The sequence below is a fragment of the Microbacterium xerophyticum genome (genome assembly GCF_053543555.1).
The window spans coordinates 523,111-546,825 of the sequence record NZ_JBLVOB010000006.1; the positions used below are offsets into that span (position 1 = coordinate 523,111).

The following is a 23,715-nucleotide window of genomic DNA, read 5'->3' on the forward strand; positions in this document are numbered from 1 at the left end:
TACCTGCGCGAGGCGGAAGAGATCACGATCAAGTCGAAGACGGCGACGAACAAGAACATCACCCAGCGCTACCTCGTCGTCTCGTACCAGCAGAAGGTCGATGCACTCACGCGCATCCTCGAGGTCGAGAACTTCGACGGCATGATCGTGTTCGTGCGCACGAAGAACGAGACCGAGACCCTCGCCGAGAAGCTGCGGGCGCGCGGCTACTCCGCCGCCGCCATCAACGGCGACGTGGCACAGGTGCAGCGTGAGCGCAGCATCAACCAGCTCAAGGACGGCAAGCTCGACATCCTCGTCGCGACCGATGTCGCCGCCCGTGGTCTCGACGTCGAACGCATCAGCCACGTCGTCAACTACGACATCCCGACCGACACCGAGTCGTACACGCACCGCATCGGCCGCACCGGTCGCGCCGGCCGCACCGGCGACGCGATCAGCTTCATCACGCCGCGCGAGCGCTACCTGCTCAAGAGCATCGAGAAGGCGACCCGTCAGGCGCCGACCCAGATGACGCTGCCGAGCACCGCGGACGTCAACACCACGCGTCTCGCGCGCTTCGACGACGGCATCACCGCGGCGCTCGCCGAGACGAGCCGTATCGAGGCCTTCCGAGACATCGTCGCCCACTACGTGCGCAACCACGATGTGCCAGAGGGTGACGTCGCCGCCGCGCTCGCCGTCGTCGCGCAGGGCAAGACGCCGCTGCTGCTCGACCCCGCGAACGACCCGCTGACCGCAGCAGTCGAGCGCGACAACCGTCCCCGCCGTGATTCGGGTGATCGTCCGGAGCGGGGCACCGGGCCACGCACCGAGCGCCGCAGCCGCAGCGACTACGCACCGTACCGCATCGAGGTCGGCCGCCGTCACCGGGTCGAGCCCCGGCAGATCGTCGGCGCGCTGGCCAACGAGGGCGGCCTCGGGCGCGATGACTTCGGGGGGATCAAGATCAACCCGGACTTCTCGATCGTCGAGTTGCCCGCGAACCTCAGCCCTTCGGTGCTCGACAAGCTCAAGGACACCCGCATCTCCGGCCGCCTGATCGAGATCAAGGCCGACCGCGGGGCCCCGGGGCGCCGCAGCAGCAGCGACGGCGCATCGCGCGGCGGCTACGAGCGCCGCGAGCGACCGTCCTACGGCGACCGCCCCGCCCGCGACGACAAGCCTTACCGCAAGCCGCGCCACAAGGACTGACCTCTTCCCGATCCGAGTGGGCGACGATCTCACGGCCTCGCTCGGGCTTCGACCCGGTGGCATCCTTGAACGATGAGGTCGGTACGAGCAGTCGTGCGCGGACGAGTGCAGGGCGTCGGGTTCCGGTGGTTCACACAAGACGCGGCGACGGCTCACTCGGTGACCGGCTGGGTTCGCAACACCCGCGACGGAACGGTGGAAGCCGAGCTGCACGGGGCGGATGCTGAGGTGCGGTCCATTCTCGACGCGATGGCTTAGGGCCCGTCCGGTGCGCAGGTCGACGAGGTGACGGTGACCGAGGTGCCGGCACGCACGGCGGGAGGATTCGAGATCCGCCCGACCGCCTGATCAGCTGTCCAGCGCGTCCGGACCCTCGGTGACGAGGATGTGGAACTGGGCGGCGTCCAGGATGCGGATGCCGAGTTCCTCCGCCTTTCCGAGCTTGGAGCCGGCACCGGGACCGGCCGCGACGAAGTCGGTCTTCTTCGAGACGCTCGAGGCGGCCTTGCCGCCGGCGTTGATGATCGCCTCCTGCGCGCCGTCGCGGGTGTACCCGTCGAGCGAACCGGTCGCGACGACCGTAAGCCCCTCGAGCACTCCGCCCTCGACCGTCGCCGCCCCAGGGCCGGGGTGACCCGGAGTCGTCCACCGCACTCCTGCGGCTGACCATCGATCGACGATGTCGACGTGCCAGTCGACCTCGAACCAGGCCAGCAGCGAGTCGGCGATGATCCCTCCGACGCCTTCGACGGCGGCGAGCTCCTCACGAGATGCCGCGCGGATCGCATCGAGCGACCCGAACCACTGCGCCAGCGCGCGGGCCGCGACAGGACCGACATGGCGGATGTTCAGTGAGACCAGCAGCCGCCAGAGATCCTTCGTCTTGGCCTTCTCCAGCTCGGCCAGCAGCTTGACCGCCTGAGACGACGGCTGCGGACCTTCCACTCCGGTCTTCTTCTCGGCCGCTGTCGGATTGCGGCGGAACGGCGATCGGGTCTTGACGAGACCGTCCTCGTCCTCCTTCGGCAGCCCCGTCTCGGCATCGCGCACGACGACGGAGATGGGTACGAGGTCCTCCAACGTGAGCGAGAAGAGACCGGCCTCGGTGTCCAGCGGGGCGACAGCCGGCGCCTCGGCCTGCGTGAGAGCTGCCGCAGTCACCTCGCCGAGCACCTCGATGTCGAGCGCGCCGCGCGAGCCGATGTGCTCGACGCGACCCCGCACCTGTGCAGGGCACGAGCGCGCGTTCGGGCAGCGCAGGTCGATGTCGCCCTCTTTCATCGGGCGCAGCGGTGTTCCGCATTCGGGGCATCCGTCCGGCATGACGAACTCGCGTTCGGTGCCGTCGCGCTTCTCGACGACCGGCCCCAGCACCTCGGGGATGACGTCGCCGGCCTTGCGCAGCACGACCGTGTCGCCGATCAGAACGCCCTTGGCCTTCACGACGTCCTTGTTGTGCAGCGTCGCCTGGCGCACGACGGATCCCGCGACATGCGCGGGTGCCATGACGGCGAACGGCGTCGCGCGTCCGGTGCGTCCGACCGAGACGACGATGTCGAGCAGCTTCGTCTGCACCTCCTCGGGCGGGTACTTGTAGGCGATCGCCCAGCGCGGAGCACGACTGGTCATACCCAGCTCGTCGTGCAGCGCCAGCTCGTCGACCTTTACCACGATGCCGTCGAGCTCGTGCTCGATGTCGTGCCGGTGCTCGCCGAAGTGCTCGACGAAGGCGACGACCTCGTCGATTCCGTGGCAGACCTTCGAGTGCGGGCTCATCGGCAATCCCCAAGAGGCCAGCAGATCGTAGATCTCGCTCTGCGAATCGACGGGCGGATTCGGCCATGCGCCGATGCCGTGCACGTACAGCGACAGCGAGTTCACGCGCAGCAGTCCTGCTTCGAGTTCGAGCCCGCTCTTCTTATCGATCTGCTGCCGCAGGCCACCGCTCGCGGCGTTGCGGGGGTTGGCGAAGGCGGGGAAGCGCCGCGCGGCGGCCGCCCGCGCCTTCTCCTCCTCGAACGGCTTCTTGGTGCCGCCTCGTGCATCCCACCGCGACAGCGTGTCGGCGTACGCGCGGTCGCGGAACGACGCCTGCGCCGCGTTGAGCTGTTCGAAGGCCGCGACCGGGATGAACACCTCGCCGCGCACCTCCACGATGGGCGGATGCCCCTCACCGATCAGCTTCTCGGGGATGTCGGCGAGGCGGAGCGCGTTCTCCGTGACGATCTCACCGACCCTGCCGTCACCGCGCGTCGCGGCCGATGTGAGGGTGCCGTTCTCGTATCGCAGGTTGATCGCCAGGCCGTCGATCTTCAGTTCGGTGAGCCAGGCGACCTCGCGGCCGGACGAGGACTGCGTCTTCGCGGCCCACTCGCGCAGCTCGTCGATCGAGAAGACGTTGTCGAGGCTCAGCATGCGCTCCGCATGCTCGATCGTCGCGAGGCCGGTGACCTCGGCCGCACCGACCATCTGCGTCGGCGAGTCCTGCCCCTGCAGCTCGGGATGCAGTCGCTCGAGCTCTTCGAGTCGATGCATCCAGCCGTCGTACGTGGCGTCGTCGACCAGCGAGGTGTCGCGACCGTAGTACGCGTCCTTCGCCTCGAGGATTCGCGTGGTCAGGTCGTCAGCTTCGACGCGGGCGTCTTCCAGCGAGATGTTCTCCGGCACGGTCCCAGTCTACGAGCGGGCACCGACATCCGAAGCCTGACTCACGCGTCGACCGGAACCGCCGAGACCGTCCTGTCGATCGTGAACTGCCCGAGCACGCGGGTGCCGATGTAGAGCACCGCGGTCTGTCCAGGGGCGACGCCGTCGAGGGCCACTTCCGGCACGACGTCCACGCCGTCCGCCGAGACCGTCGCACGCGCCGGAACCGGCTCGGAGTGCGCGCGGATCTGCACGTGGCAGTCGAACTCCGATGCCGTCGGGGCGGCACCGGCCCACGAGTACCGCTCCCCCGAGATCTCGCCGATCGCCAGCGCCTCCTTGGGTCCGACCACAACGGTGTTCGACACCGGACGCACCTCGAGCACGAACCGCGGCTTGCCGTCGGCCGCAGGCACGCCGAGCTTGAGGCCGCGGCGCTGACCGACGGTGAACGCGTGTGCGCCGTCGTGCGAGCCGACCACCGCGCCGGAGCGGTCCAGGATCTCGCCCTGCTCAGCCCCGACCTTCTCGGCCAGCCATCCGCGCGTGTCGCCGTCGGGGATGAAGCAGATGTCATGGCTGTCGGGCTTCTGCGCGACGCTGAGCCCGCGCTCGGCCGCCTCGGCCCGCACCAGGGCCTTCGACGGCGTCGAGCCGAGCGGGAAGTACGTGTGAGCGAGCTGCTCGGCAGTGAGCACGCCCAGCACGTAGGACTGATCCTTCGCGTTGTCGGATGCCCGATGCAGCTCCAGCCCGTCCTCGCCGTCGATGAGCGTCGCGTAATGGCCCGTGCACACGGCATCGAAGCCGAGTTCGATCGCGCGCTCCAGCAGCGCGGCGAACTTGATCTTCTCATTGCAGCGCATACAGGGGTTGGGGGTGCGACCGGCCTGGTACTCGGAGATGAAGTCATCGATCACGTCGTCGCGGAACCGTTCGGAGAAGTCCCAGACGTAGAACGGGATCCCGAGCTTGTCCGAGGCCCTGCGCGCATCCATGGCGTCCTCGATCGTGCAGCAGCCCCTGCTGCCAGTGCGCAGCGTGCCACCGGCCCTCGAGAGGGCGAGGTGCACGCCGGTGACGTCGTGGCCGGCCTCCACGGCGCGGGCCGCAGCGACGGCCGAGTCGACGCCGCCGCTCATCGCCGCAAGAATTCGCATTCGTCCAGTCTACGAGCGTGAAGCTGATGCGGACCCGGATGCGCGCGCATACGCGTCCGCGATCGCCGCGAGCACGGCGTCGACATCCGCATCGGTCGACGTGCGGCCGAGCGTGAAGCGCAGCACGCTGCGGGCGTCCTGCTCGCTGCGCCCCATCGCCATGACGACGTGCGAGGGCTCGGCGACTCCGGCCTGGCATGCCGAACCGGTGGATGCCGCGACCCCTGCGACATCGAGCAGGAAGAGCAGGCTCTCCCCCACCGCTCCGGGGAACAGCACGTGCACGTTGTTCGGCAGGCGGTCGACCGGGTCTCCGAGCAGTTCGGCCGAGGGAACAGCGGTGCGGATGCCGCCGATCAGACGATCACGCAGTCCCGTGAGCCGCGCCCCTTCTGCTTCGCGCTCCGCCTCCGCGAGCTCCAGGGCGACGGCGAAGGCCGCGGCACCGGCGACATCCTGCGTCCCTGCTCGAAGTCCACGCTGCTGCGCACCTCCGTGCAGCAGTCCGGTGAGTCGGGCGGTACGAGCGACGACGAGCGCACCGACGCCCACTGGGGCGCCGATCTTGTGGCCAGCCGCGCTCATCGCGACCAGTCCCGCCCCCGCCGGGGCATCCGCTCGCAGATCGCGGAACGACAACGCGGCATGCCCGAGTGCCGCCACCGCATCGAGGTGGAGCGGGACGCGCGCCGCTGCGGCTGCGTCCGCGAGAGCGGCCACGTCGTTGACCGTGCCCACCTCGTTGTTCGCGACGAGCGCCGTCGCCAGCGCCGCACCCGCGAGCGCCTCCGTGAACGCGTCCGCCTCGATACGGCCCGTCCCGGTCAGCGGCACGCGCCGCACCGCTGCACCCTCTGCGGCGAGAGCGGACACGGTGTCCATGCTCGCGTGATGCTCGCCGTCGGGCAGGACGATCGCATCGGCATCCGCTGGGCGCGCAGCCCACAGCCCGCGCAGCGCGGTGTTGATGGATTCGGTGCCGCCGGAGGTCAGCACGACCTCGATGGGGTCGCTGCCGAGAACCGCGGCGATCCGCTCCCGCGACTCCTCCAGCAGCCGACGGGCATCCTGACCTGCGCCGTGCGTCGAGGAAGCGTTGCCGACGACCTCGGTGGCGGCCAGCCATGCATCCCGCGCCTCAGGGCGCAACGGCGTTGTCGCCGCATGATCGAGATAGAACCGCATCCCTCAACTCTCCCGCATTTCTGACGACATGGCACTTCTCGCGACACGACGAGTGGAACCGAGTACTCACTGTCATGAGACTGCAACACATCCCGCCTAATCTGTACTCATGCCTGAGTCCCATGACTTCACCGCGCCCGGCGGTGCCGCCCTCGACGATCTCGGAGTCCGTCTGCACGACGGCGTCGCGACACTGCGCGTCTGGTCGCAGCACGCATCCTCGATCGAACTCGTCGTCTTCGATGAGACCGACCTCGACTGGGTCACCGACGAAGTCGACCTGGTCCGCGGCCCTGGTGACGTCTGGGAGGTGACCACCGAGCTGCTGCAGCCGGGAACCCGGTACGCCGTCCGTGTGGGCGGACCGCACGGTCCTGGCAACACCTTCAACCCCGAGACCCTGCTGCTCGACCCGTACGCCAGAGGCCTCGCCCAGGGCGACGGCTACGAGGAATGGCGCTCGGTCGTCATCGTCGACGGCTTCGACTGGGGCGGATCCCGCAAGCCAGGCATCCCGCTCGATCGCACGGTGATCTACGAGGCGCACCTCAAGGGGATCACCAAGCGCCACCCCGACGTGCCGCCCGCGCTGCACGGCACCTACGCCGGCCTCGCGCACCCCACGATGATCGAGTACTTCCATTCGATCGGGGTGACCTCCATCGAGCTCCTGCCCGTGCACGCGTTCGTCCCGGAGCCCCGCCTGCTCGAGCGCGGACTCACGAACTACTGGGGGTACAACACCCTCAACTTCTTCACCCCTCACGCGGCCTATGCCACCGAGGACGCACGCAAGGAGGGCCCCGAGGCCGTCCTCGCCGAGTTCAAGGGCATGGTCAAGCTGCTGCACGAAGGAGGCATCGAGGTCATCCTCGACGTCGTCTACAACCACACCTCGGAAGAGGGCATCGGCGGACCGCGCTCGAGCCTTCGAGGCATCGACAACGCCGCCTACTACCGCCAGCAGGCCGACGGGGTGTACGTGGACACCACCGGGATCGGCAACACGCTCAACACCGCGATGGATGCCGGGGCACGACTGGTCCTCGATTCGCTCCGGTACTGGGCGCAGGAGATGCAGATCGACGGCTTCCGATTCGACCTCGCCGCAGCACTCGGCCGGGATGCGTCGCATGAGTACTCGCGCGAGCACCCCCTGCTGCTGGCGATCAGGGACGATCCGGCACTGAAGGGCGTCAAGCTCATCGCCGAGCCATGGGACGTCGGTATGGGCGGCTGGCAGACGGGCAACTTCCCGGACGGCTGGCACGAGTGGAACGATCGCTACCGGGATCGGGTACGCAACTTCTGGCTCAGCGACATCGACTACGCGCGCCGTGCTTCGGCGCCTGTCGGCATCGGCGGGTTCGCCACGCGACTCGCCGGCTCGTCGAACACCTTCAGCGAAGCCCGAGGTCCGCTCGCGAGCGTGAACTTCGTCACCGCGCACGACGGCTTCACCCTGCGCGATCTCGTCTCGTACGACGTCAAGCACAATGAGGCCAACGGCGAGGACAACCGCGACGGCGCCGACATGAACCGCGCGTTCAACCACGGCGTCGAGGGCCCCACCGATGACCCCTCGATCAAGGCGGCCCGCCGTAAGGCGATGCGGAACCTGCTCGGTACGCTCCTGCTCTCGGCCGGCATCCCCATGCTCACCGCCGGGGATGAGAACGGCCGCACCCAGCGCGGCAACAACAACGCCTATGCGCACGACTCGGATCTCACGTGGATGAGTTGGGAGCACGAGGACTGGCAGAACGACCTGCGTGCGCATGTCGCCGCGCTCACCCGCGTGCGCAGGGAGAACCCCGCGCTTCGGCCGAGTCGGTACGCCCGCCTCGGCGAGCACACCCCGAACGCCTCGGTGATGGACTGGTACAACCAGGACGGCGAGACGATGGAGCAGGCGCAGTGGACCGACCCCGGTAATCGCACACTGCAGTACGTGGCGGCATCGACTCCCGTCGACGAGCAGCCGAACCGCATCCTCCTCGTGGTGCACGGCATCGAGGCCCCCATCGACATCACGCTGCCGGCGGTCGAGGACGCCACGCGCTTCGTCTCGCTGTGGTCGAGCGCCGATGAGCGTCCGGATGCTGCATCGGAGACGTTCTCGCCCGGCGACGTGCTGGCCATGACCGGTACCTCGATGCGCCTCTTCCGCGTCGAATAGGGCCTCGGGAGCACGACACGCCCACGGGTGTCGGCACCGGTCGAGGCGCGGTACATTCAGGGTGTGGCTGCACGTTCTGGCAATCGTCCCGCGGAGCTTCGAAGCCCCGCACAGATCCCGCTGCGGCCGCGTGCCGCCGCTGAGCGCACGCCGGCGTCCGGCGGGCTCGATCACACGCTGACCGGGCGCATCCCGCTGGCCGAACCGCAGCCGGCCGCGCCGGGCGGTTTCTCCGCGAAGGCGTTCGCCGGCGAGGTCGTGCCGTTCCGTGTCGTGGCGTTCCGGGAGGGGCACGACCGGATCGGGGTGCACGTGCGCCTGACCGCGCCGGACGGACAGGAGAGTCTGCACCGGCTGACGGCCATCGGAGACGGCACCGACCGCTGGGAGGCCGCTATCGCCCTGGACAGGCAGGGCACCTGGCGGTACCGGTTCGAGGCGTTCGCCGACGACCACGCCACGTGGGCCCACGCCGCATCCGTCAAGATCGCCGCGGGGGTCGACGTCGAGGTGATGGCGGCGCTCGGACGCCGGCTGTTCGCACGCGCGGCGGCCGAGAAGCTCCGTCCGGCAGGCGAACGCACGCGCCTCAAGGAGGTCGCGTCAGCACTCGACGGGGCGGATGCCTCCACCGCCCTTTCGATCGCCACCGATCCCGACCTCGCCGCGCTGTTCGACGCGCGGCCGCTCACCTCGCTCACATCGGCGACGCGCGAGCAGACGCTGATCGTCGAGCGGGCAGCAGCAGGCGTCGGTGCCTGGTACGAATTCTTCCCGCGATCAGAGTGCGCCAGGCGTCGCGCGGACGGCAGCATCAAGAGCGGCACGTTCCGCACCGCAGCGAAGCGCCTTCCCGCCGTCGCGGCGATGGGTTTCGACGTGCTGTACCTGCCCCCGATCCACCCGATCGGCAGGACCCATCGCAAAGGCCCGAACAACACGCTCGACGCCGCGCCGGACGACCCGGGCTCTCCATGGGCGATCGGCGCAGCCGAGGGCGGCCACGACGCGATCCACCCCGATCTCGGTTCCCTCGCGGACTTCCGGTTCTTCGTGCGCCAAGCGCGCAAGCTCGGTGTGGAGGTCGCGTTGGACCTCGCCCTCCAGGCCTCGCCCGATCATCCGTGGGTCGCCTCGCACCCGGAGTGGTTCACCACTCTCCCCGACGGAACGATCGCCTACGCCGAGAACCCGCCGAAGAAGTATCAGGACATCTACCCGCTGAACTTCGACGACGATCCCGACGGGCTCTCCGCCGAAGTGCTGCGCATCGTCGAGCACTGGGTGTCGCAGGGCGTCTCGATCTTCCGGGTGGACAATCCGCACACCAAGCCGCTCTGGTTCTGGGAGTGGTTGATCGCGCAGGTCACCGCCGCGCATCCTGATGTCGTGTTCCTCGCGGAGGCGTTCACCCGTCCCGCCCCGCTGCGAGGACTCGCCGCGGCGGGGTTCCAGCAGAGCTACACCTACTTCACCTGGCGCAACACGAAACGCGAACTCGAGGAGTTCCTCACTGGCCTCGCCGAGGACACGGCGGACTTCCTGAGGCCGAACCTGTTCGTGAACACCCCGGACATCCTCACGGAGTACCTGCAGTTCGGCGGTCGGGCCGCGTATCGCATCCGTGCGGCCATCGCGGCGACGGCGGCGCCCACCTACGGCGTCTACGCCGGCTACGAGCTGTACGAGAACGTGGCGCGGCCGGGCTCGGAGGAGAACATCGACAATGAGAAGTACGAGTACAAGCTGCGCGACTTCGCCGGTGCCGAGGCGTCCGGCGACTCACTGGCGCCGTTCCTCCGACGCCTGAACGAGATCCGCGCCGCGCACCCCGCGCTGCGACAGCTGCGCAACCTCGACGTGCACTGGAGCGATGACGACAGCATCCTGGTCTATTCGAAGCATCTGGACGCCGCGTTCACCGGGACCGGCGCGGACGACACCGTCATCGTCGTCGTGAACGTCGACCCGCATTCCGTGCGCGAGACCACGGTGCACCTCGACACCCGCATCTGGGGCGTCGAGCCCGGTGATCGCTTCGAGGTCGAGGATCTCATCACCGGTGCCGTGTGGACGTGGTCCGATCACGACTTCGTCAGGCTCGATGCATTCACCGAGCCGGTCCACATCCTCAAGGTGAAAGGACGATCATGAGCGACATCGAGGACGTCATCACATCACCCGATTGGGAGAGCGTGGCCGAGGGTGCGCACCATGCACCGCACGACGTGCTCGGCGCGCACCCCGTGCAGGATCCGACCGGACGCACCCACACGACGATCCGCGTGCGGCGACCGCTGGCGGAGAGCGTGGCTGCGGTGTTCTCGGACGGCACCAGGCTGCCGCTGGTCCATGCCGCTCACGGCATATGGGAGGGACAGCATGAGGGATCACCGGTCGCGTACCGCGTCGCGACGACGTACACCGACGAGGAAGAGCAGATCGTCGGCGACCCGTACCGCCATCTTCCGAGCATCGGCGACCTCGATCTGCATCTGATCGCGGAGGGGCGCCACGAGCGGCTGTGGGAGGTCCTGGGCGCCAACGTGCACCTGTTCGACGGCGAGATCGGCGTCTCGTTCGCCGTGTGGGCGCCGAATGCCCGCGCTGTGCGCATCGTCGGAGAGCACAACGGATGGAGCGGCGAAGGCCACAGCATGCGCTCGATGGGTGTGAGCGGGATCTGGGAGCTGTTCATCCCCGACCTCACCCCTGGATCGCTCTACAAGTATCAGATCCTCACCAAGGACGGCCGCTGGATCCTCAAGGCCGACCCGATGGCGCAGCGCACCCAGGTTCCGCCGGAGACGGCCTCGGCGGTGCCGTTCTCCGCGTACTCCTGGGGCGACGGCGCCTGGATGACGAGAAGGGCTGCCACGCACGCCGTCGCCCAGCCCATGTCGATCTACGAAGTGCACCTGGGCTCGTGGCGAGAAGGACTCGGTTACCGCGAGATCGCCGAACCGCTCATCTCGCACGTCCTGGACACCGGCTTCACGCACGTGGAGTTCATGCCGCTCGCCGAGCATCCCTTCGGCGGTTCCTGGGGCTACCAGGTCAGCGGCTACTACGCGCCGACAGCGCGGTTCGGGAGCCCGGACGATCTGCGCCACCTCATCGATCGGCTGCATCAGGCCGGCATCGGCGTGATCCTCGACTGGGTGCCGGGGCACTTCCCCAAGGATGATTTCGCACTGGCCAGGTTCGACGGCCTGCCGCTGTACGAGCATCCCGATCCGCGGCGCGGGGAGCACCAGGACTGGGGCACGCTGATCTTCGACTACGGCAGGCCGGAGGTGCGCGGCTTCCTCGTCGCCAATGCCCTCTACTGGTTCGACCAGTTCCACATCGACGGTCTGCGCGTGGATGCCGTGGCTTCGATGCTCTACCTCGACTATTCACGGCGCGACGGAGAGTGGGAGCCCAATGTCCACGGCGGCCGGGAGAACCTCGAGGCGATCCGCTTCCTCCAGGAGGTCAATGCGACCGCGTACCGCGCGCACCCCGGAATCGTGATGATCGCAGAGGAATCGACCAGCTTCCCCGGTGTCACCGGTTCCACCGATCACGCGGGTCTGGGCTTCGGGTTCAAGTGGAACATGGGCTGGATGAACGACTCCCTCCAGTACATCGCCCGCGATCCGATGTACCGTGCGCACCACGAGGGCGAGATGACGTTCTCGTTCGTGTACGCGTTCGGCGAGAACTATCTGCTCCCGATCAGCCACGACGAGGTGGTGCACGGCAAGGGCAGCCTGCTGTCGAAGATGCCGGGAGATCACGCGCACAAGCTCGCCAACGTCCGCGCGTACCTGGCGTACATGTGGGGGCACCCCGGCAAGAACCTGCTCTTCATGGGACAGGAGTTCGGCCAGCTCGCGGAATGGTCCGAGTCGCGCTCGCTCGATTGGTGGCTGCTGGATCAGCCGTCCCACGCGCAGTTGCAGCACTTCGTCGGCGAGATGAACGGCGTGTACCGCGCGAGCGCTCCGCTGTGGGAGCGAGACGGCGACAGCGCGCGATTCCGTCGCCTCGGCGCTCCGTCGTGGGATCCGAACGTGATCGCGTTCGAGCGTCGTGACGAGCACGGCGGTCGTGTCATCGTCATCAGCAACTTCGCCGGCGTCGAACGTCCGTCCCTCCCCCTCGACGTACCGGTCGAGGGCGTCTGGGATGAGATCCTCAACACGGATGCCGTGGAGTTCGGAGGGTCCGGCATCGGCAACTACGGCCGGGTCGCCGCCCACGTGGACGGCGATCACGGCACGCCGAAGACGAAGCTCACCCTTCCGCCCCTGTCGACGATCTGGCTCCGGCACCGGAGCTGACCCGCAGAGCTGGAGCGATCAGAACAGCAGTGACGACAGGCGGTTGCGCGCCGCGATCACACGCGGATCGTTGGCGCCGATGAGCCCGAACAGCTCGACGAGTCGCTCACGCACCGGTGCGCGCTCGTCGGACGGCAGCGCGGCGAACAGATCGAGCAGCCGACCGAATGCGTCCTCCACATGTCCGCCGGAGATGTCGAGATCGGCGACGGCGAACTGGGCGTTCACGTCGAGTGGCGCAGCGGCGGCCGCAGCGCGAGCCTGCTGCAGGTCGAGACCCTGCACGCGGTCGAGAAGGCGCACCTGACCGAGTCCGGCGCGCGCATCCTCGTCGCGCGGGTTCTCCGCGAGAGCCTTCTCGTAGGCTGTGATCGCGGCGGGGAAGTCGCCGGCTTCGATCGCGGCGAAGGCCTCTGCGTGCAGGGGCGGCAGCGGCGGCTCCTGGGGCTCTTCGGCCTCGTCGGCGCCATCCGCGTCAGCCGGGGCGCCAGGGACCGAGCCCGTGACACCGTTCTGCGCGGCCACCTGCAGCAGCTGGTCGAACACCTGTCGCACCTGCTCCTCCGGCACCGCACCGGTGAACATCGGGACCGGCTGGCCAGCGATCAGCGCGACGACCATCGGGATGGACTGCGCCCGGAAGCTCTGCGCGAGCTGCGGGTTCGCGTCGACGTCGACCTTCGCCAGCACGACGCGTCCCGCGAGCTCGGTGACGACCTTCTCCAGGATCGGGCTGAGCTGCTTGCAGGGTCCGCACCATTCGGCCCACAGGTCGACCACGATCGGCACCGTGCGGGAGAGCTCCATGATCTGGCCGAAGGTGGCGTCCGTCACATCGACGATGAATCCTCCCGACCCGGCGCCGTTGCCACCCGCCGCGGCGGGAGCCGCATCCGCGGTGGGCGCCGGACGGTTGCGCAGGCTCGAGAGGTCGACGGCGCCACGAAGGGCAGCGGGTGAGATGTCGGTCATTTGATCACTTCCACGTCGAGGATGTCCTGGTGTACAGCGAGGAGACGGATCTGCTCGGTCGAACCCTGAGCAGGCACCGAGAAGAACAACTGGAGGCCGTATGTGGTCACGACGCCCTTGGCTGCCTCTTCGACACCGGTGAGCGTCTTCGCCTCGGGATTCTCGCCGAACTTGATCACCGCATCGGTCGAGGTCGGCGTGATCGTCTCACTGTCGATCGTCGACACCGCCACGATCGCGCCGCTGTCGAGCGTTGCGAGGGCGACGGGCGGAGCCGTGCCGGCCACGATGTCGAACGCCGTCTTCGAGGTCTCGGCGGCGCCGTTGTCGATGAGGGACTGGGTGACGGCCGCGCGGCTCGCGGCGATGGAATCCGCGAGGGTGATGCTCACCGGATCGAAGAGGGAGCGGTATTCGCTCTTCTCCCCCGCGTCGACCACGTCGGCGAAGGCCGTAGCGACTTCGTCGGGTGCGAGCGCGAGGAACGCGGATGCGTTCTCGGTGATGAGACTGGTGCCCAGCCATGCCGGAGCGAGCTCCGGCACTTCGGCCGACGCCTGCATCTCGGCGATGTTGTTGACCTTGTAGTTCGACCACGGATCGGCCTGCGTCATGGTGAGGATGACGGGCGGCACCGTCTCGTCGCTCTTGCTCTTGCTGAGCACCAGCACCGTGCGGGGCCATTCGTCCGTGGCCTGCGGGAGCAGGACCTCGATGACGTCCGTCGGGATCGGCGCCGGCAGGGCGCGGTCGGTGAGAGTGGCGCGCAGCGTGTAGTCCGTGGTCCTGGCGGCCAGCGCGGCGCCGTCGAGTCGCGTCCCCGCGAGGTCGATGTCCAGAGCGGTGTCCGCATCCGTCAGGGTCGCCGCGATGTTCTTGAGGATGCGCGACGCCTGAGCCTCGGTGACTGCCGGAGGCTTCTGGTTCTCCGGCGTGATCACCGTCTGCGTCGGCGAAGGTGTGGGCGAGGCTTCGCCGAACTGCGGCCAGGAGTCGCTCGAGCAACCGGCGAACAGCAGGGCGGCGACTCCGAATGCCGGCAGCACGAGCAGACGTCGTTGGACGGCGTGCGCACGGCGCTCGCTCTTCGGCGCGCCCTTATCGGCGGGCGACCCCTCGGCGGGCACCTCATCGGATGAGGGCTCCGCCCCTTCAGGCGTCGCGATGGCTCTGCGCACCGGTGCCGGCTCCACCGACAGGTCGATGGGCTCGGTCGCCGGGAGCGGCCCAGGTCCCTTGCGCCGCGGGCCCCGTCCCCTCCGCTGATGACGGATGGCCAGCACGTACATGACGAGGCCGAACAGCAGCACGGCACCGCCTGCCACGATGAGCGGACCGACCCACGGTGTGGAGCGATCCAGCGGCCACGAGACGACGACGTCCTCCGGCGCGTCCTGCGTGCCGTCCTTGGCGATCAGGACACTCATGCCGGCGGGAAGCTGCATGTCGGTGATGAGCTGATCGGCTTCGCTGAAGGAGTCCAGCCAGAGGTCCGATCCCGCAGGGTTGCGACCTTCCTCCGGTGCAGCCTCGCCTTCGGCGCCCTCCTCCGGCTCGGCGGCCGCGTCTTCCGGCTCGACGAGCGTGCTCGCGGTCGTGCCGTCCGAGTCGAGCTTCACCGAGTTGTACGTGGCATCCGAGAGCCAGGCTTCGAGGTCGGCGGTGCGGCCGTACGCGGCGAAGATGTCTCCCTCACCACGGATCAGGAGGGTCTGCTGCCCCGGGTTCTCTCGGAGCACAGCACCGTCGACGAGCAGGTACGGAGCCGGCTCCTCCACGCTCAGTTCCGTCTGCTGGGCCGATGGGCCCATGAAGATGGTTCGCTGAGCGATGCCCGCTCCGATGAGAAGCGTGGCCAGGACGAAGGCCACGACGGCCCACACGAAACGCACGAAAAGTCTCCTTACGTGACCCAGGCGCCTCGCCCGGGTCTCCGCTCGACGTTTCAGACTATCGAAACTGGCTGAGTGTTGACTACGAGGGGCGGCAACCCCGACCCATCGGCACGTCGCGAATTCACGTCGCCACTTCACGACTACCCTGAGAGCAGTCTTCTCGAGGAGAGCGCATGAAGCTTCACAATCCGTTCCGCACGGCCCTGGTGGCCACGCTCGGCGTGGGACTGGGCATCCTGCTGATCGGCAGCGTGCAATCGCTCTCCACTGTGCTGCTGTACGTCGGGACCGCGCTGTTCATCAGTCTCGGACTGGATCCGGTCATCTCCTTCCTCGAGCGCCGCAAACTCCCCCGATGGCTCGCGGTCATCGTCACGATCCTCGGAGTGCTGGGCATCTTCGCCGGAATCGTCCTCATCGTGCTCCCGATCATCATCGATCAGGTGAGCCAGCTCGTCGAGCAGATCACGAAGCTCGTCCAGTCGAGCAACGACATCTGGGGCGACCTGCGCGAATGGCTGGGAGCGGTGTTCCCCGCCCTCGACATCGATCGCATCCTTACCGAGGCGCAGGACTGGCTCCTCGCCAACATGGGAGACATCACCGGGGGCGTCATCGCGGTGAGCCTCAACCTCGTGACCGGTCTGTTCGGTGCCTTCATCGTGCTGATCCTGACGATCTACCTGACGGCGTCCACCCCTTCGCTCAAGAGGTCGGTGTATCAGCTCGTCCCCGCCTCGCGCCGACCGCGCTTCATCGATCTGGCGGAGCAGATCACCGATTCGGTCGGGTACTACGTGATGGGCCAGGTCACGCTCGGGATGATCAACGGTGTGCTCAGCGCGGTCTTCCTCAGCATCATCGACGCCCCGTTCGCCGCAGTGCTCGCAGTCGTCGCGTTCTTCTTCTCCCTCATCCCGCTGGTGGGTACGCTCACCGGCTCGACGATCATCGTGCTCGCATGCCTCATCCCCGGCCTCGGGTCGCCGGCGACGGCGCTCGCGGCAGGCATCTACTATCTGATCTACATGCAGATCGAGGCGTACATCATCTCGCCGCGCATCATGAGCCGCGCGGTGTCCGTGCCCGGCGCGGTGGTCGTGGTCGCGGCGCTCGCCGGCGGATCACTGCTCGGGCTGCTCGGCGCCCTGATCGCGATCCCGGTCGCGGCCAGCATCCTGATCATCTACCGCCAGGTGCTCATCCCCCGCATGAACGAGAGATGACGCGGCCGGCCTGGATCCTCAGGGCCACTCGTTCGGCAGCGGCAGGGCATCCGGGTTCACGACCGCCACGATCTCGGTGAGGACACGGCGCACCTGCGCCTCGCCGACCCAGAGGTGAGAGCCGCCCTCGACGTCGATCAGGGTGATGTCGGGTATCGACGAGAATCGCTCGCGCGCCTCCGTGGGTCGCAGGTAGTCATCGAACTCGGGGATCAGCGCGATCACGCGGCGATCGTCATCCGCCCATGCCGCGATGTCGCTCGCCGTGGCCCTGTGCAGAGGGGGCGAGAGCAGGATGATGCCCTCGATGTCGTGCTCCCGCCCGTACTTCAGCGCGAGCTCGGTGCCGAACGACCAGCCGAGGAGCCAGGGCCGCGGCAGCGCCCTCTCTCGAACGAGATCCATCGCCGCGGCGACGTCGAACTGCTCCGCCTCGCCGCCGTCGAACCTCCCCTGGCTGGTCCCGCGCGGTGAACTCGTGCCACGGGTGTTGAATCGGAGCACGGCCAGGTCGGCGAGAGCAGGCAGTCGCGCGGCGGTCTTGCGCACGATGTGCGAATCCATGAACCCGCCGGCGGTCGGAAGCGGATGCAGCGTCACCAGCGTCGCGACGGGCGCAGCGGCCTCCGGCAGCGCCAGTTCGCCCACGAGCGTCAGCTCATCCGCCGTGAAGAGCTCGACCGGCTCCCGCGATGCCGGCAGCTCCAGAGGTCCGCGGATCTCCATGCTCACGCCATCCGCCAGCAGTGGGTGTGCCAGTGCCGGCGCGCGGCGAGATCGGCGGCATCGCCGAGCACTCCGTCCGCACGCCATACGACCTGGTGCGCGGTGCCGGCGACGATGACGCCGCGGCATCCGGGGCAGGTGTAATCCTTCTGCGCCTGCTGCGTCGAGACCGGCTGCACGACCCACTCACGCCCGTGACGGGTCTCGCTGCGCTTCCACCCCGCCAGCAGCCTGTCGAAGGAGTCGTCAGTGTCCGGGCGCTCCTGGCGCCTTCTGTGGGAGCGGGGCATGTCGGAGCATTACCACCAGTTGTTGTTGATCCAGAACTCGTACGCGCCGGCCCAGCTGCCGTAGCGGCCCGTGGCGTAGCCGTTCGCCCATCGCAGGTTGTCGACCGGGTCGTAGCCGTTACCGGGAACCTTGCTGCACGGGAGCGCCTGGACGAGTCCGCACGCACCGGAAGAGGAGTTGGTCGCGTTGGGGTTCCAACCGCTCTCCTTGGCGACGATGTAGTCCACGTAGCCCCAATCACCTGAGGCGATGCCCGCAGCGGCCATCCACTCGGCCGGTGCTCCGCCGCCCGTGTAATACACCGGGCCGGGTCCGCCGCCGGACGATTCGGACGACTCTGCGGACGCCGGCTCGGGCTCCGGCTCTGGAGTCGGAGTGGGGGTCGGCGTCACGTAGACGTCATAGGCGCCGCGTGTGACGGTCTCGATCGACGCACCCGTGGTGACAGTCAGATCCTGCGTGTCCTGAGCGGCGAGCGAGAACGGCGTCTGCACGTCCGCAGTGGGCGGATCCGCCAGAGCCATACCTGTCGGAGCGACGATCGCCGCAGCGAAGGCGACCACTCCGAATGCCGCGAAACCGCCGACGACGCCGCGACGCCGCGACCAGCGGCCACGCGGGCGCACAGGCGATCGCGGGGTTGCAGACCTCGCCGGCGCAGCGCTGGCGACGGTGGGCTCGATCTCGGTACCGGAAGTCACAATAGCTCCAGTGTATCCAGGCGCACCTGATACCTCCATCCGAATGCTCGGTGAAAGATCAGCGGACGGCGAGGATCACATCGATGGTGGCGTCCAGCAGCGCGTCGACCTGCTCCTCGCGGTAACCGCCGCGCTGCATCCGGAATGCGGCGGATCGCAGCTGCTCGACCGAGAGCTCATCGCCGTCGCGCAGATAACGGACGATGCGCGCCGCCACGTGATCGACCTCGTCGATGCGGTAGCCGAACGAGAGGAAACCCGTTCGCGCGAACTTGTGCCGTCGGCTGCGAGCGAGATGATCGAGGATCACCTGCGCCTCGGATCGTGCCTGCACGACCCAGGCCTCCGCACCCTCCGTGCGGACCGTGCGCTCGCGCTGCCGTGCCGCGAGTGCGTCCTCGACACGACCGAGTGCGGCGTCCACCTCGGCGATGTTGTAGCCGCCCTTCACCAGCGGGAACGACGCGATCCGCACATCGGCGGCGGACAGATCGTCCGCGTTCTGCTCGAAGCTGTCGCGCGCGGCGGCCAGGAAGGTGTCCACGGCAGTGCGGTGGTATCCGCGTTCACGGCCGCTCACCGTGCGGAACGCCGGCGTCGTCGTGTTGTCGTCGTCGATCTCGTTCACATCGTTCACCGTATCCGAAGTCATGGCAGCGTCACCCATGGTGAAAGGAGGAAGTAGAGGCTCAGGGCCGGGATCGTCGACGGCAGGATGCTGTCCAGTCGATCGAGGAGCCCCCCGTGACCCGGCAACCACGAACTCATGTCCTTGATCCCGATGTCGCGCTTGATCATCGATTCGCCGAGATCACCCAGGGTCGCTGAGAGCAGGATGGCGACGCCGAAGAGCACTCCCGCCCACCACGGCAGATTCAGCAGGAAGATGGCGAGCAGCACACCGGCCGCGATCGCGGCGACGACCGCCCCTGCGAAGCCTTCCCACGTCTTCTTGGGGCTGATGCGCGGAGCCATCGGATGCTTCCCGAAAGCGAGTCCGGCCGCATACGCACCCGTGTCGGATGCGACCGCGATCCCGATGAACGCGAGCACCCACCACTGTCCGCCCTCCTGAGCGAGCAGCAGAAGCGCGACCCCGGTGAGGAACGGCACGTAGATCTGAACGAAGCCGCTCACGATGACATCCGTGAGGACGTCGCCGTAGGTGCGGCCGTCCTTCGAGAGCATCTGCGCCAGAAGGCGCCAGACGATCACGAGCACGACGGCGAAGAGCAGCGTCACCCAGATGAGCCACGGCGGTGCGAAGTAACCAGCCAGCACCAGGGCGACGCCGGCGATGATCTGCGGGACGATGTCGACCCTGCGACCCGCGGCCCCCAGCGCGCGCGTGAGCTCGAAGATGCCGAGCACGGCGATCGCCAGCGCGATCGGCACGAAGAGCTCCTTGATGAACATCAGGGAGGCCAGCAGTATCGCGCCGAATCCCAGCCCCACGAGGATCGCGAGGATCAGATCACGACCGGTTCTCGCCTTGATCCGTTCGTTCGCCTGGTCGAGGTGCTCGCGGGCCTGCGTCACGTGGGTCTCGAACTCCCCCCGCGCCTGACGCAGTTGTCCCCGAACGGCGGCGGCCGGATCGGTCGGATGCGCAGCACTGCGTGGGAGCGGCGGACGCGGCGGGATCGCCGTCTCGTCCACGAAGGGGACGCCGGCTTCCGGGGTCGCTCCGTCACGGGCCTCGCGCCGCGTCAACGGGCGCTGCTCGTCATCGGAACCGACTGCGTCGCTCATCCTCGATTAAACCTCGAGCAGCTCGGTCTCTTTGCGCTTGAGGGCGTCGTCGATGAGATCGACGTGCTGACGCGTCAGGGCGTCGAGCTCCTTCTCACCGCGCGCGATCTCATCCTCACCGACGTCGCTCTTGAGCGCGTCGAGCTCGTCCTTGGACTTGCGGCGGATCCCGCGGATCTGCACCTTCGCGTCCTCGCCCTTGGAACGGACGATCTTGACGTACTCCTTGCGGCGCTCTGCGGTGAGCTCCGGCATGGTCACGCGCACGATGTTGCCGTCGTTCGTCGGGTTCGCACCGAGGTTGGGCATGTCGCGGACCGCCTGCTCGATCGCCTTGAGCGCAGACTTGTCGTACGGCGTGATCACGAGCGAACGCGCCTCAGGGTTCGCCAAGGACGCGAGCTGCGCCAGCGGGGTGGGCGAGCCGTAATAGTCCACCATCACCTTCTGGAACATCTGCGGGTTCGCGCGACCCGTGCGCACAGTGGCGAAGTCCTCCTTGGCGGCTTCGACAGCACGCGTCATGCGGGAGGTGGTTTCAGCGAGGACATCCGCGATCACGGTGACTCCTATCGTCGGGGTGTTCCAGCAATTCTATCCGGGCGTGGGGTCACACCCTGCGTAATGCACTCAGGCGGTGACGCGTGTGCCGATCGGCTCACCGAGGATCGCGCGGGTCACGTTGCCCACCGGTTCCATGCCGAACACGCGCATGTCCATGTTGTTGTCCATGCACAGGCTGAACGCCGTCGAGTCGACGACCTTGAGGCCGCGCTGCAGCGCATCCCGGTAGGTGACCTGCTCGATGCGGGTGGCCGTGGTGTCCTTGTTGGGGTCGGCGGTGTAGATGGCGTCCACGCCGTTCTTGGCGACGAGAACCTCGTCGGCGCCGATCTCCAGTGCCCGCTGCGCGGCGACCGTGTCGGTCGAGAAGTACGGCAGACCCGCACCGGCGCCGAAGATCACGACGCGCCCCTTCTCCAGGTGCCGTTCTGCGCGGCGCGGGATGTAGGGCTCGGCGACCTGCGTCATCGAGATCGCCGACTGCACGCGAGTGGCGGCGCCCGCCTGCTCGAGGAAGTCCTGCAGCGCCAGGGCGTTCATCACTGTGCCGAGCATGCCCATGTAGTCGGCACGGCCGCGGTCCATGCCGCGCTGGCTCAGCTCCGCGCCGCGGAAGAAGTTGCCACCGCCGACCACGATCGCGACCTCGACCTGATCCACCGCTGCGGCGATGTCACGCGCGATCTGACCGACGACGTCGGGGTTCACGCCCAGCTGTCCGGCCCCGAATGCTTCGCCGGAGAGCTTGAGAAGGACGCGTCGGCGTCCGGTGCGTTCAGTCATGGGTGGGTGGTCCTCTCGTCCCGATTCAAGATAGTGCCTTGTGGGCATGGAAAAGGGGTTCGGATCACATCGGATCCGAACCCCTTCACAACTGCTACGCGCCGACCTTGAAGCGCGCGAAGTCCGTCACGGTGATACCGGCGTCCTTCGCCACCTGGGCGACAGAGAGCTTGTTGTCCTTGGCGTAGTCCTGCTCGAGCAGGGCGACCTGCTTGATGAACGCGGACACGCGGCCTTCGACGATCTTCGGCAGGGCGGCCTCTGGCTTGCCCTCGTTGCGCGAGATCTCTGTGACGATCTCGCGCTCCTTCTCGACGGCATCGGCCGGCACATCGTCCCGGCTGAGGTACGACGGGTTCGCGAACGAGATGTGCTGAGCGATGCTGCGTGCGGTCTCCGCGTCGCTGCCCGTGTAGGCGACGACGACGCCGATCTGCGGAGGCAGGTCCTTACTGGTGCGGTGCAGGTAGACCTCGACGGCGTCGCCGGTGACCGTGCGCACCTGTCGCAGTTCGACCTTCTCGCCGATGATGGCCGCCTCTTCGGAGATCAGGTCTCCGACGCTCTGGCCGCCTGCGGATGCCGCGAGGGCGTCATCGACCGAGTTCGCCTTCGCCGCGGCAGCGGCGTCTGCGACCTTGTCGGCCAGCGCGATGAAGCGCTCGTTCTTCGCGACGAAGTCGGTCTCGCAGGCGAGCTCGATCAGCGTGACGCCGCCGTCCTGCTCACGAGCGACGACGAGGCCCTCGCTCGTGGAACGATCGGCACGCTTCGCGTTGCCCTTCGCACCCTTGAGGCGGAGGATCTCGACGGCCTTCTCGCGGTCGCCTTCGGCTTCCTCGAGCGCCTTCTTCGTGTCGACCATTCCGGTGCCGAGCTGCTCACGCAGCGCCTTGATGTCGGCGATGGTGAAGTTGGCCATGTGTGGTGGCTCCTTGCTTCGTGATGTGTGTGAACGCGGAATTACTTGGCGTCGGCCTCGGCCGGAGCCTCGGTCGCCTCGGCCTCGGTCGCCTCAGCGGCGGGAGCCTCTTCGACGGTCTCGGTCGCCTCAGCGGCCGGAGCCTCTTCAGCGGCGGTCTCCGCTGCGGGAGCCTCAGCACCCTCAGCAGGCGTCTCGAGAAGTTCCTTCTCCCACTCAGCCAGCGGCTCAGCGTCGCCCGACTCGGGGTTGTGCTTCTGCTGCAGGCCTTCGGCCGCTGCGTCGGCGATGATGCGGGTCAGCAGCGAGACGGAGCGGATCGCGTCGTCGTTGCCGGGGATCGGGTACTGGAAGTCGTCGGGGTCGGCGTTCGTGTCGAGGATGCCGATCACGGGGATGCCGAGCTTCTTGGCCTCGTCGATGGCCAGGTGCTCGCGCTTGGCGTCGACGACCCACAGAGCCGAAGGCGTCTTGGTCAGGTTGCGGATACCGCCGAGGGACTTGTGCAGCTTGTCGAGCTCGCGCTTCTTGAGCAGCAGTTCCTTCTTGGTGAAGCCGCTGTTCGCGGGCGTCTCGTAGTCGAGCTCCTCGAGCTCCTTCATGCGTGCGAGACGCTTGGAGATCGTCTGGAAGTTGGTGAGGAGACCACCGAGCCACCGCTGGTTGACGAAGGGCTGGCCGACGCGGGTGGCCTGTTCGGCCAGGATCTCCTGGGCCTGCTTCTTGGTGCCGACGAAGAGGATGGTGCCGCCGTGGGCGACGGTCTCCTTGACGAAGTCGTAGGCGTTGTCGATGTACCCCAGCGACTGCTGAAGGTCGATGATGTGGATGCCGCTGCGCTCGGTGAGGATGAAGCGCTTGACCTTCGGGTTCCACCGACGGGTCTGGTGTCCGAAGTGCACGCCGCTGTCGAGCAGCTGGCGGATGGTGACCACAGCCATGGTCGTCTCCTTGTTCTGGCGCGCCTGGCGCCGTTGAGGTTGTTCTCGCCGATCGGATGATCGGCATGCCTGGTGCCCGGCGCACTCCCACCCGCTCTTGCGAGCAGGACCTGAGGGGGTGGATGCCACGATCTCGTCCGTGCGGACTTCGATCGCTCTGGGCACGCGTAGTCACCCCGATGATCGAGGTGCGACCTCCAGTGTACAGGATCCCTCGGCGTCGGCTGCTTCTGCACATGACGCGGTCTTC

The 23,715-nt window shown here is 67.8% G+C and carries 20 protein-coding genes; 6 read left to right on the forward strand and 14 right to left on the reverse strand.

The window, feature by feature from the left end; genetic code table 11:
• Both ACNPNP_RS09205 and ACNPNP_RS09210 read left to right on the forward strand, forming a co-directional pair.
• The coding region (locus ACNPNP_RS09205) for a helicase-related protein (RefSeq protein WP_448965725.1) at positions 1 to 1,194 on the forward strand (1,194 nt) is incomplete at its 5' end.
• A 72-nt stretch (positions 1,195 to 1,266) separates the two neighbouring features.
• Positions 1,267 to 1,452 carry an acylphosphatase gene (locus tag ACNPNP_RS09210; protein ID WP_448965726.1) on the forward strand — a complete coding sequence of 62 codons (186 nt, stop codon included), beginning with the start codon at positions 1,267 to 1,269 and terminating at the stop codon, positions 1,450 to 1,452.
• Between the two features lie 90 nt (positions 1,453 to 1,542).
• On the opposite strand, the gene ligA is transcribed toward ACNPNP_RS09210, so the two are convergent.
• The 3 genes from ligA to ACNPNP_RS09225 are packed head-to-tail and all read right to left on the reverse strand — an operon-like array spanning position 1,543 to position 6,185.
• Positions 1,543 to 3,861: an NAD-dependent DNA ligase LigA gene (ligA, locus tag ACNPNP_RS09215; RefSeq protein ID WP_448965727.1), complete on the reverse strand. Its 2,319-nt coding sequence runs from the start codon at positions 3,859 to 3,861 to the stop codon at positions 1,543 to 1,545.
• Between the two features lie 41 nt (positions 3,862 to 3,902).
• A complete protein-coding gene (mnmA, locus tag ACNPNP_RS09220; RefSeq protein WP_448965728.1) occupies positions 3,903 to 5,000 on the reverse strand; it encodes a tRNA 2-thiouridine(34) synthase MnmA in 1,098 nt (365 codons plus the stop codon).
• Positions 5,001 to 5,009: 9 nt separating this feature from the next.
• A complete protein-coding gene (locus ACNPNP_RS09225; RefSeq protein ID WP_448965729.1) occupies positions 5,010 to 6,185 on the reverse strand; it encodes a cysteine desulfurase family protein in 1,176 nt (391 codons plus the stop codon).
• A gap of 109 nt (positions 6,186 to 6,294) precedes the next feature.
• Between ACNPNP_RS09225 and glgX the strand changes: the two genes are divergently transcribed.
• From glgX to glgB, 3 genes are all read left to right on the forward strand, one after another.
• Positions 6,295 to 8,364, forward strand: coding sequence for a glycogen debranching protein GlgX (gene glgX / locus ACNPNP_RS09230; RefSeq protein WP_448965730.1), 2,070 nt, complete (start codon positions 6,295 to 6,297; stop codon positions 8,362 to 8,364).
• 63 nt (positions 8,365 to 8,427) lie between these two features.
• Positions 8,428 to 10,518: a maltotransferase domain-containing protein gene (locus tag ACNPNP_RS09235; protein ID WP_448965731.1), complete on the forward strand. Its 2,091-nt coding sequence runs from the start codon at positions 8,428 to 8,430 to the stop codon at positions 10,516 to 10,518.
• The gene (gene glgB / locus ACNPNP_RS09240) at positions 10,515 to 12,692 is read left to right on the forward strand and encodes a 1,4-alpha-glucan branching protein GlgB (RefSeq protein WP_448965732.1); all 2,178 of its coding nucleotides are present in this window, start codon (positions 10,515 to 10,517) and stop codon (positions 12,690 to 12,692) included. The genes ACNPNP_RS09235 and glgB overlap by 4 nt, the downstream gene beginning before the upstream one ends.
• A gap of 18 nt (positions 12,693 to 12,710) precedes the next feature.
• Here glgB and ACNPNP_RS09245 read toward each other — a convergent pair whose 3' ends face one another.
• Complete coding sequence (locus tag ACNPNP_RS09245) at positions 12,711 to 13,664, reverse strand: tetratricopeptide repeat protein (RefSeq protein WP_448965733.1); 954 nt, start codon at positions 13,662 to 13,664, stop codon at positions 12,711 to 12,713.
• Positions 13,661 to 15,556 (reverse strand): DUF8094 domain-containing protein, encoded by a 1,896-nt coding sequence (locus ACNPNP_RS09250; RefSeq protein WP_448965734.1) that lies wholly within the window; start codon positions 15,554 to 15,556, stop codon positions 13,661 to 13,663. The genes ACNPNP_RS09245 and ACNPNP_RS09250 overlap by 4 nt, the downstream gene beginning before the upstream one ends.
• 176 nt (positions 15,557 to 15,732) lie before the next feature.
• Between ACNPNP_RS09250 and ACNPNP_RS09255 the strand changes: the two genes are divergently transcribed.
• A complete protein-coding gene (locus tag ACNPNP_RS09255) occupies positions 15,733 to 16,785 on the forward strand; it encodes an AI-2E family transporter (RefSeq protein ID WP_448965735.1) in 1,053 nt (350 codons plus the stop codon).
• Positions 16,786 to 16,803: 18 nt separating this feature from the next.
• Here ACNPNP_RS09255 and ACNPNP_RS09260 read toward each other — a convergent pair whose 3' ends face one another.
• The 9 genes from ACNPNP_RS09260 to rpsB form a co-directional block, all read right to left on the reverse strand.
• Entirely contained in the window at positions 16,804 to 17,511 is a 708-nt protein-coding gene (locus ACNPNP_RS09260) for an alpha/beta hydrolase (protein WP_448966158.1), read from the reverse strand.
• A 2-nt stretch (positions 17,512 to 17,513) separates the two neighbouring features.
• Entirely contained in the window at positions 17,514 to 17,801 is a 288-nt protein-coding gene (locus tag ACNPNP_RS09265; RefSeq protein ID WP_448965736.1) for a hypothetical protein, read from the reverse strand.
• 9 nt (positions 17,802 to 17,810) lie between these two features.
• A complete protein-coding gene (locus tag ACNPNP_RS09270) occupies positions 17,811 to 18,503 on the reverse strand; it encodes an aggregation-promoting factor C-terminal-like domain-containing protein (RefSeq protein ID WP_448965737.1) in 693 nt (230 codons plus the stop codon).
• 58 nt (positions 18,504 to 18,561) lie between these two features.
• Positions 18,562 to 19,131 (reverse strand): DivIVA domain-containing protein, encoded by a 570-nt coding sequence (locus ACNPNP_RS09275; protein ID WP_448965738.1) that lies wholly within the window; start codon positions 19,129 to 19,131, stop codon positions 18,562 to 18,564.
• Positions 19,132 to 19,151: 20 nt separating this feature from the next.
• Positions 19,152 to 20,255 carry a phosphatidate cytidylyltransferase gene (locus tag ACNPNP_RS09280; RefSeq protein WP_448965739.1) on the reverse strand — a complete coding sequence of 368 codons (1,104 nt, stop codon included), beginning with the start codon at positions 20,253 to 20,255 and terminating at the stop codon, positions 19,152 to 19,154.
• A 6-nt stretch (positions 20,256 to 20,261) separates the two neighbouring features.
• Entirely contained in the window at positions 20,262 to 20,816 is a 555-nt protein-coding gene (gene frr, locus ACNPNP_RS09285) for a ribosome recycling factor (RefSeq protein ID WP_448965740.1), read from the reverse strand.
• 69 nt (positions 20,817 to 20,885) lie between these two features.
• Positions 20,886 to 21,602 (reverse strand): UMP kinase, encoded by a 717-nt coding sequence (gene pyrH, locus ACNPNP_RS09290; protein WP_448965741.1) that lies wholly within the window; start codon positions 21,600 to 21,602, stop codon positions 20,886 to 20,888.
• A gap of 94 nt (positions 21,603 to 21,696) precedes the next feature.
• Entirely contained in the window at positions 21,697 to 22,524 is an 828-nt protein-coding gene (tsf, locus tag ACNPNP_RS09295) for a translation elongation factor Ts (RefSeq protein WP_448965742.1), read from the reverse strand.
• Positions 22,525 to 22,565: 41 nt separating this feature from the next.
• Positions 22,566 to 23,465: a 30S ribosomal protein S2 gene (gene rpsB, locus ACNPNP_RS09300; RefSeq protein WP_448965743.1), complete on the reverse strand. Its 900-nt coding sequence runs from the start codon at positions 23,463 to 23,465 to the stop codon at positions 22,566 to 22,568.
• Positions 23,466 to 23,715: the final 250 nt, after the last annotated feature.

Coding starts and splice junctions, on each gene's coding strand:
- pyrH (WP_448965741.1), bottom strand. CDS start 21,602: ATGACTGAACGCACCGGACGCCGACGCGTCCTTCTCAAGCTCTCCGGC.
- rpsB (WP_448965743.1), bottom strand. CDS start 23,465: ATGGCTGTGGTCACCATCCGCCAGCTGCTCGACAGCGGCGTGCACTTC.
- ACNPNP_RS09260 (WP_448966158.1), bottom strand. CDS start 17,511: ATGGAGATCCGCGGACCTCTGGAGCTGCCGGCATCGCGGGAGCCGGTC.
- ACNPNP_RS09280 (WP_448965739.1), bottom strand. CDS start 20,255: ATGAGCGACGCAGTCGGTTCCGATGACGAGCAGCGCCCGTTGACGCGG.
- ACNPNP_RS09225 (WP_448965729.1), bottom strand. CDS start 6,185: ATGCGGTTCTATCTCGATCATGCGGCGACAACGCCGTTGCGCCCTGAG.
- ACNPNP_RS09265 (WP_448965736.1), bottom strand. CDS start 17,801: ATGCCCCGCTCCCACAGAAGGCGCCAGGAGCGCCCGGACACTGACGAC.
- ACNPNP_RS09245 (WP_448965733.1), bottom strand. CDS start 13,664: ATGACCGACATCTCACCCGCTGCCCTTCGTGGCGCCGTCGACCTCTCG.
- glgX (WP_448965730.1), top strand. CDS start 6,295: ATGCCTGAGTCCCATGACTTCACCGCGCCCGGCGGTGCCGCCCTCGAC.
- tsf (WP_448965742.1), bottom strand. CDS start 22,524: ATGGCCAACTTCACCATCGCCGACATCAAGGCGCTGCGTGAGCAGCTC.
- mnmA (WP_448965728.1), bottom strand. CDS start 5,000: ATGCGAATTCTTGCGGCGATGAGCGGCGGCGTCGACTCGGCCGTCGCT.
- ACNPNP_RS09210 (WP_448965726.1), top strand. CDS start 1,267: ATGAGGTCGGTACGAGCAGTCGTGCGCGGACGAGTGCAGGGCGTCGGG.
- glgB (WP_448965732.1), top strand. CDS start 10,515: ATGAGCGACATCGAGGACGTCATCACATCACCCGATTGGGAGAGCGTG.
- ACNPNP_RS09255 (WP_448965735.1), top strand. CDS start 15,733: ATGAAGCTTCACAATCCGTTCCGCACGGCCCTGGTGGCCACGCTCGGC.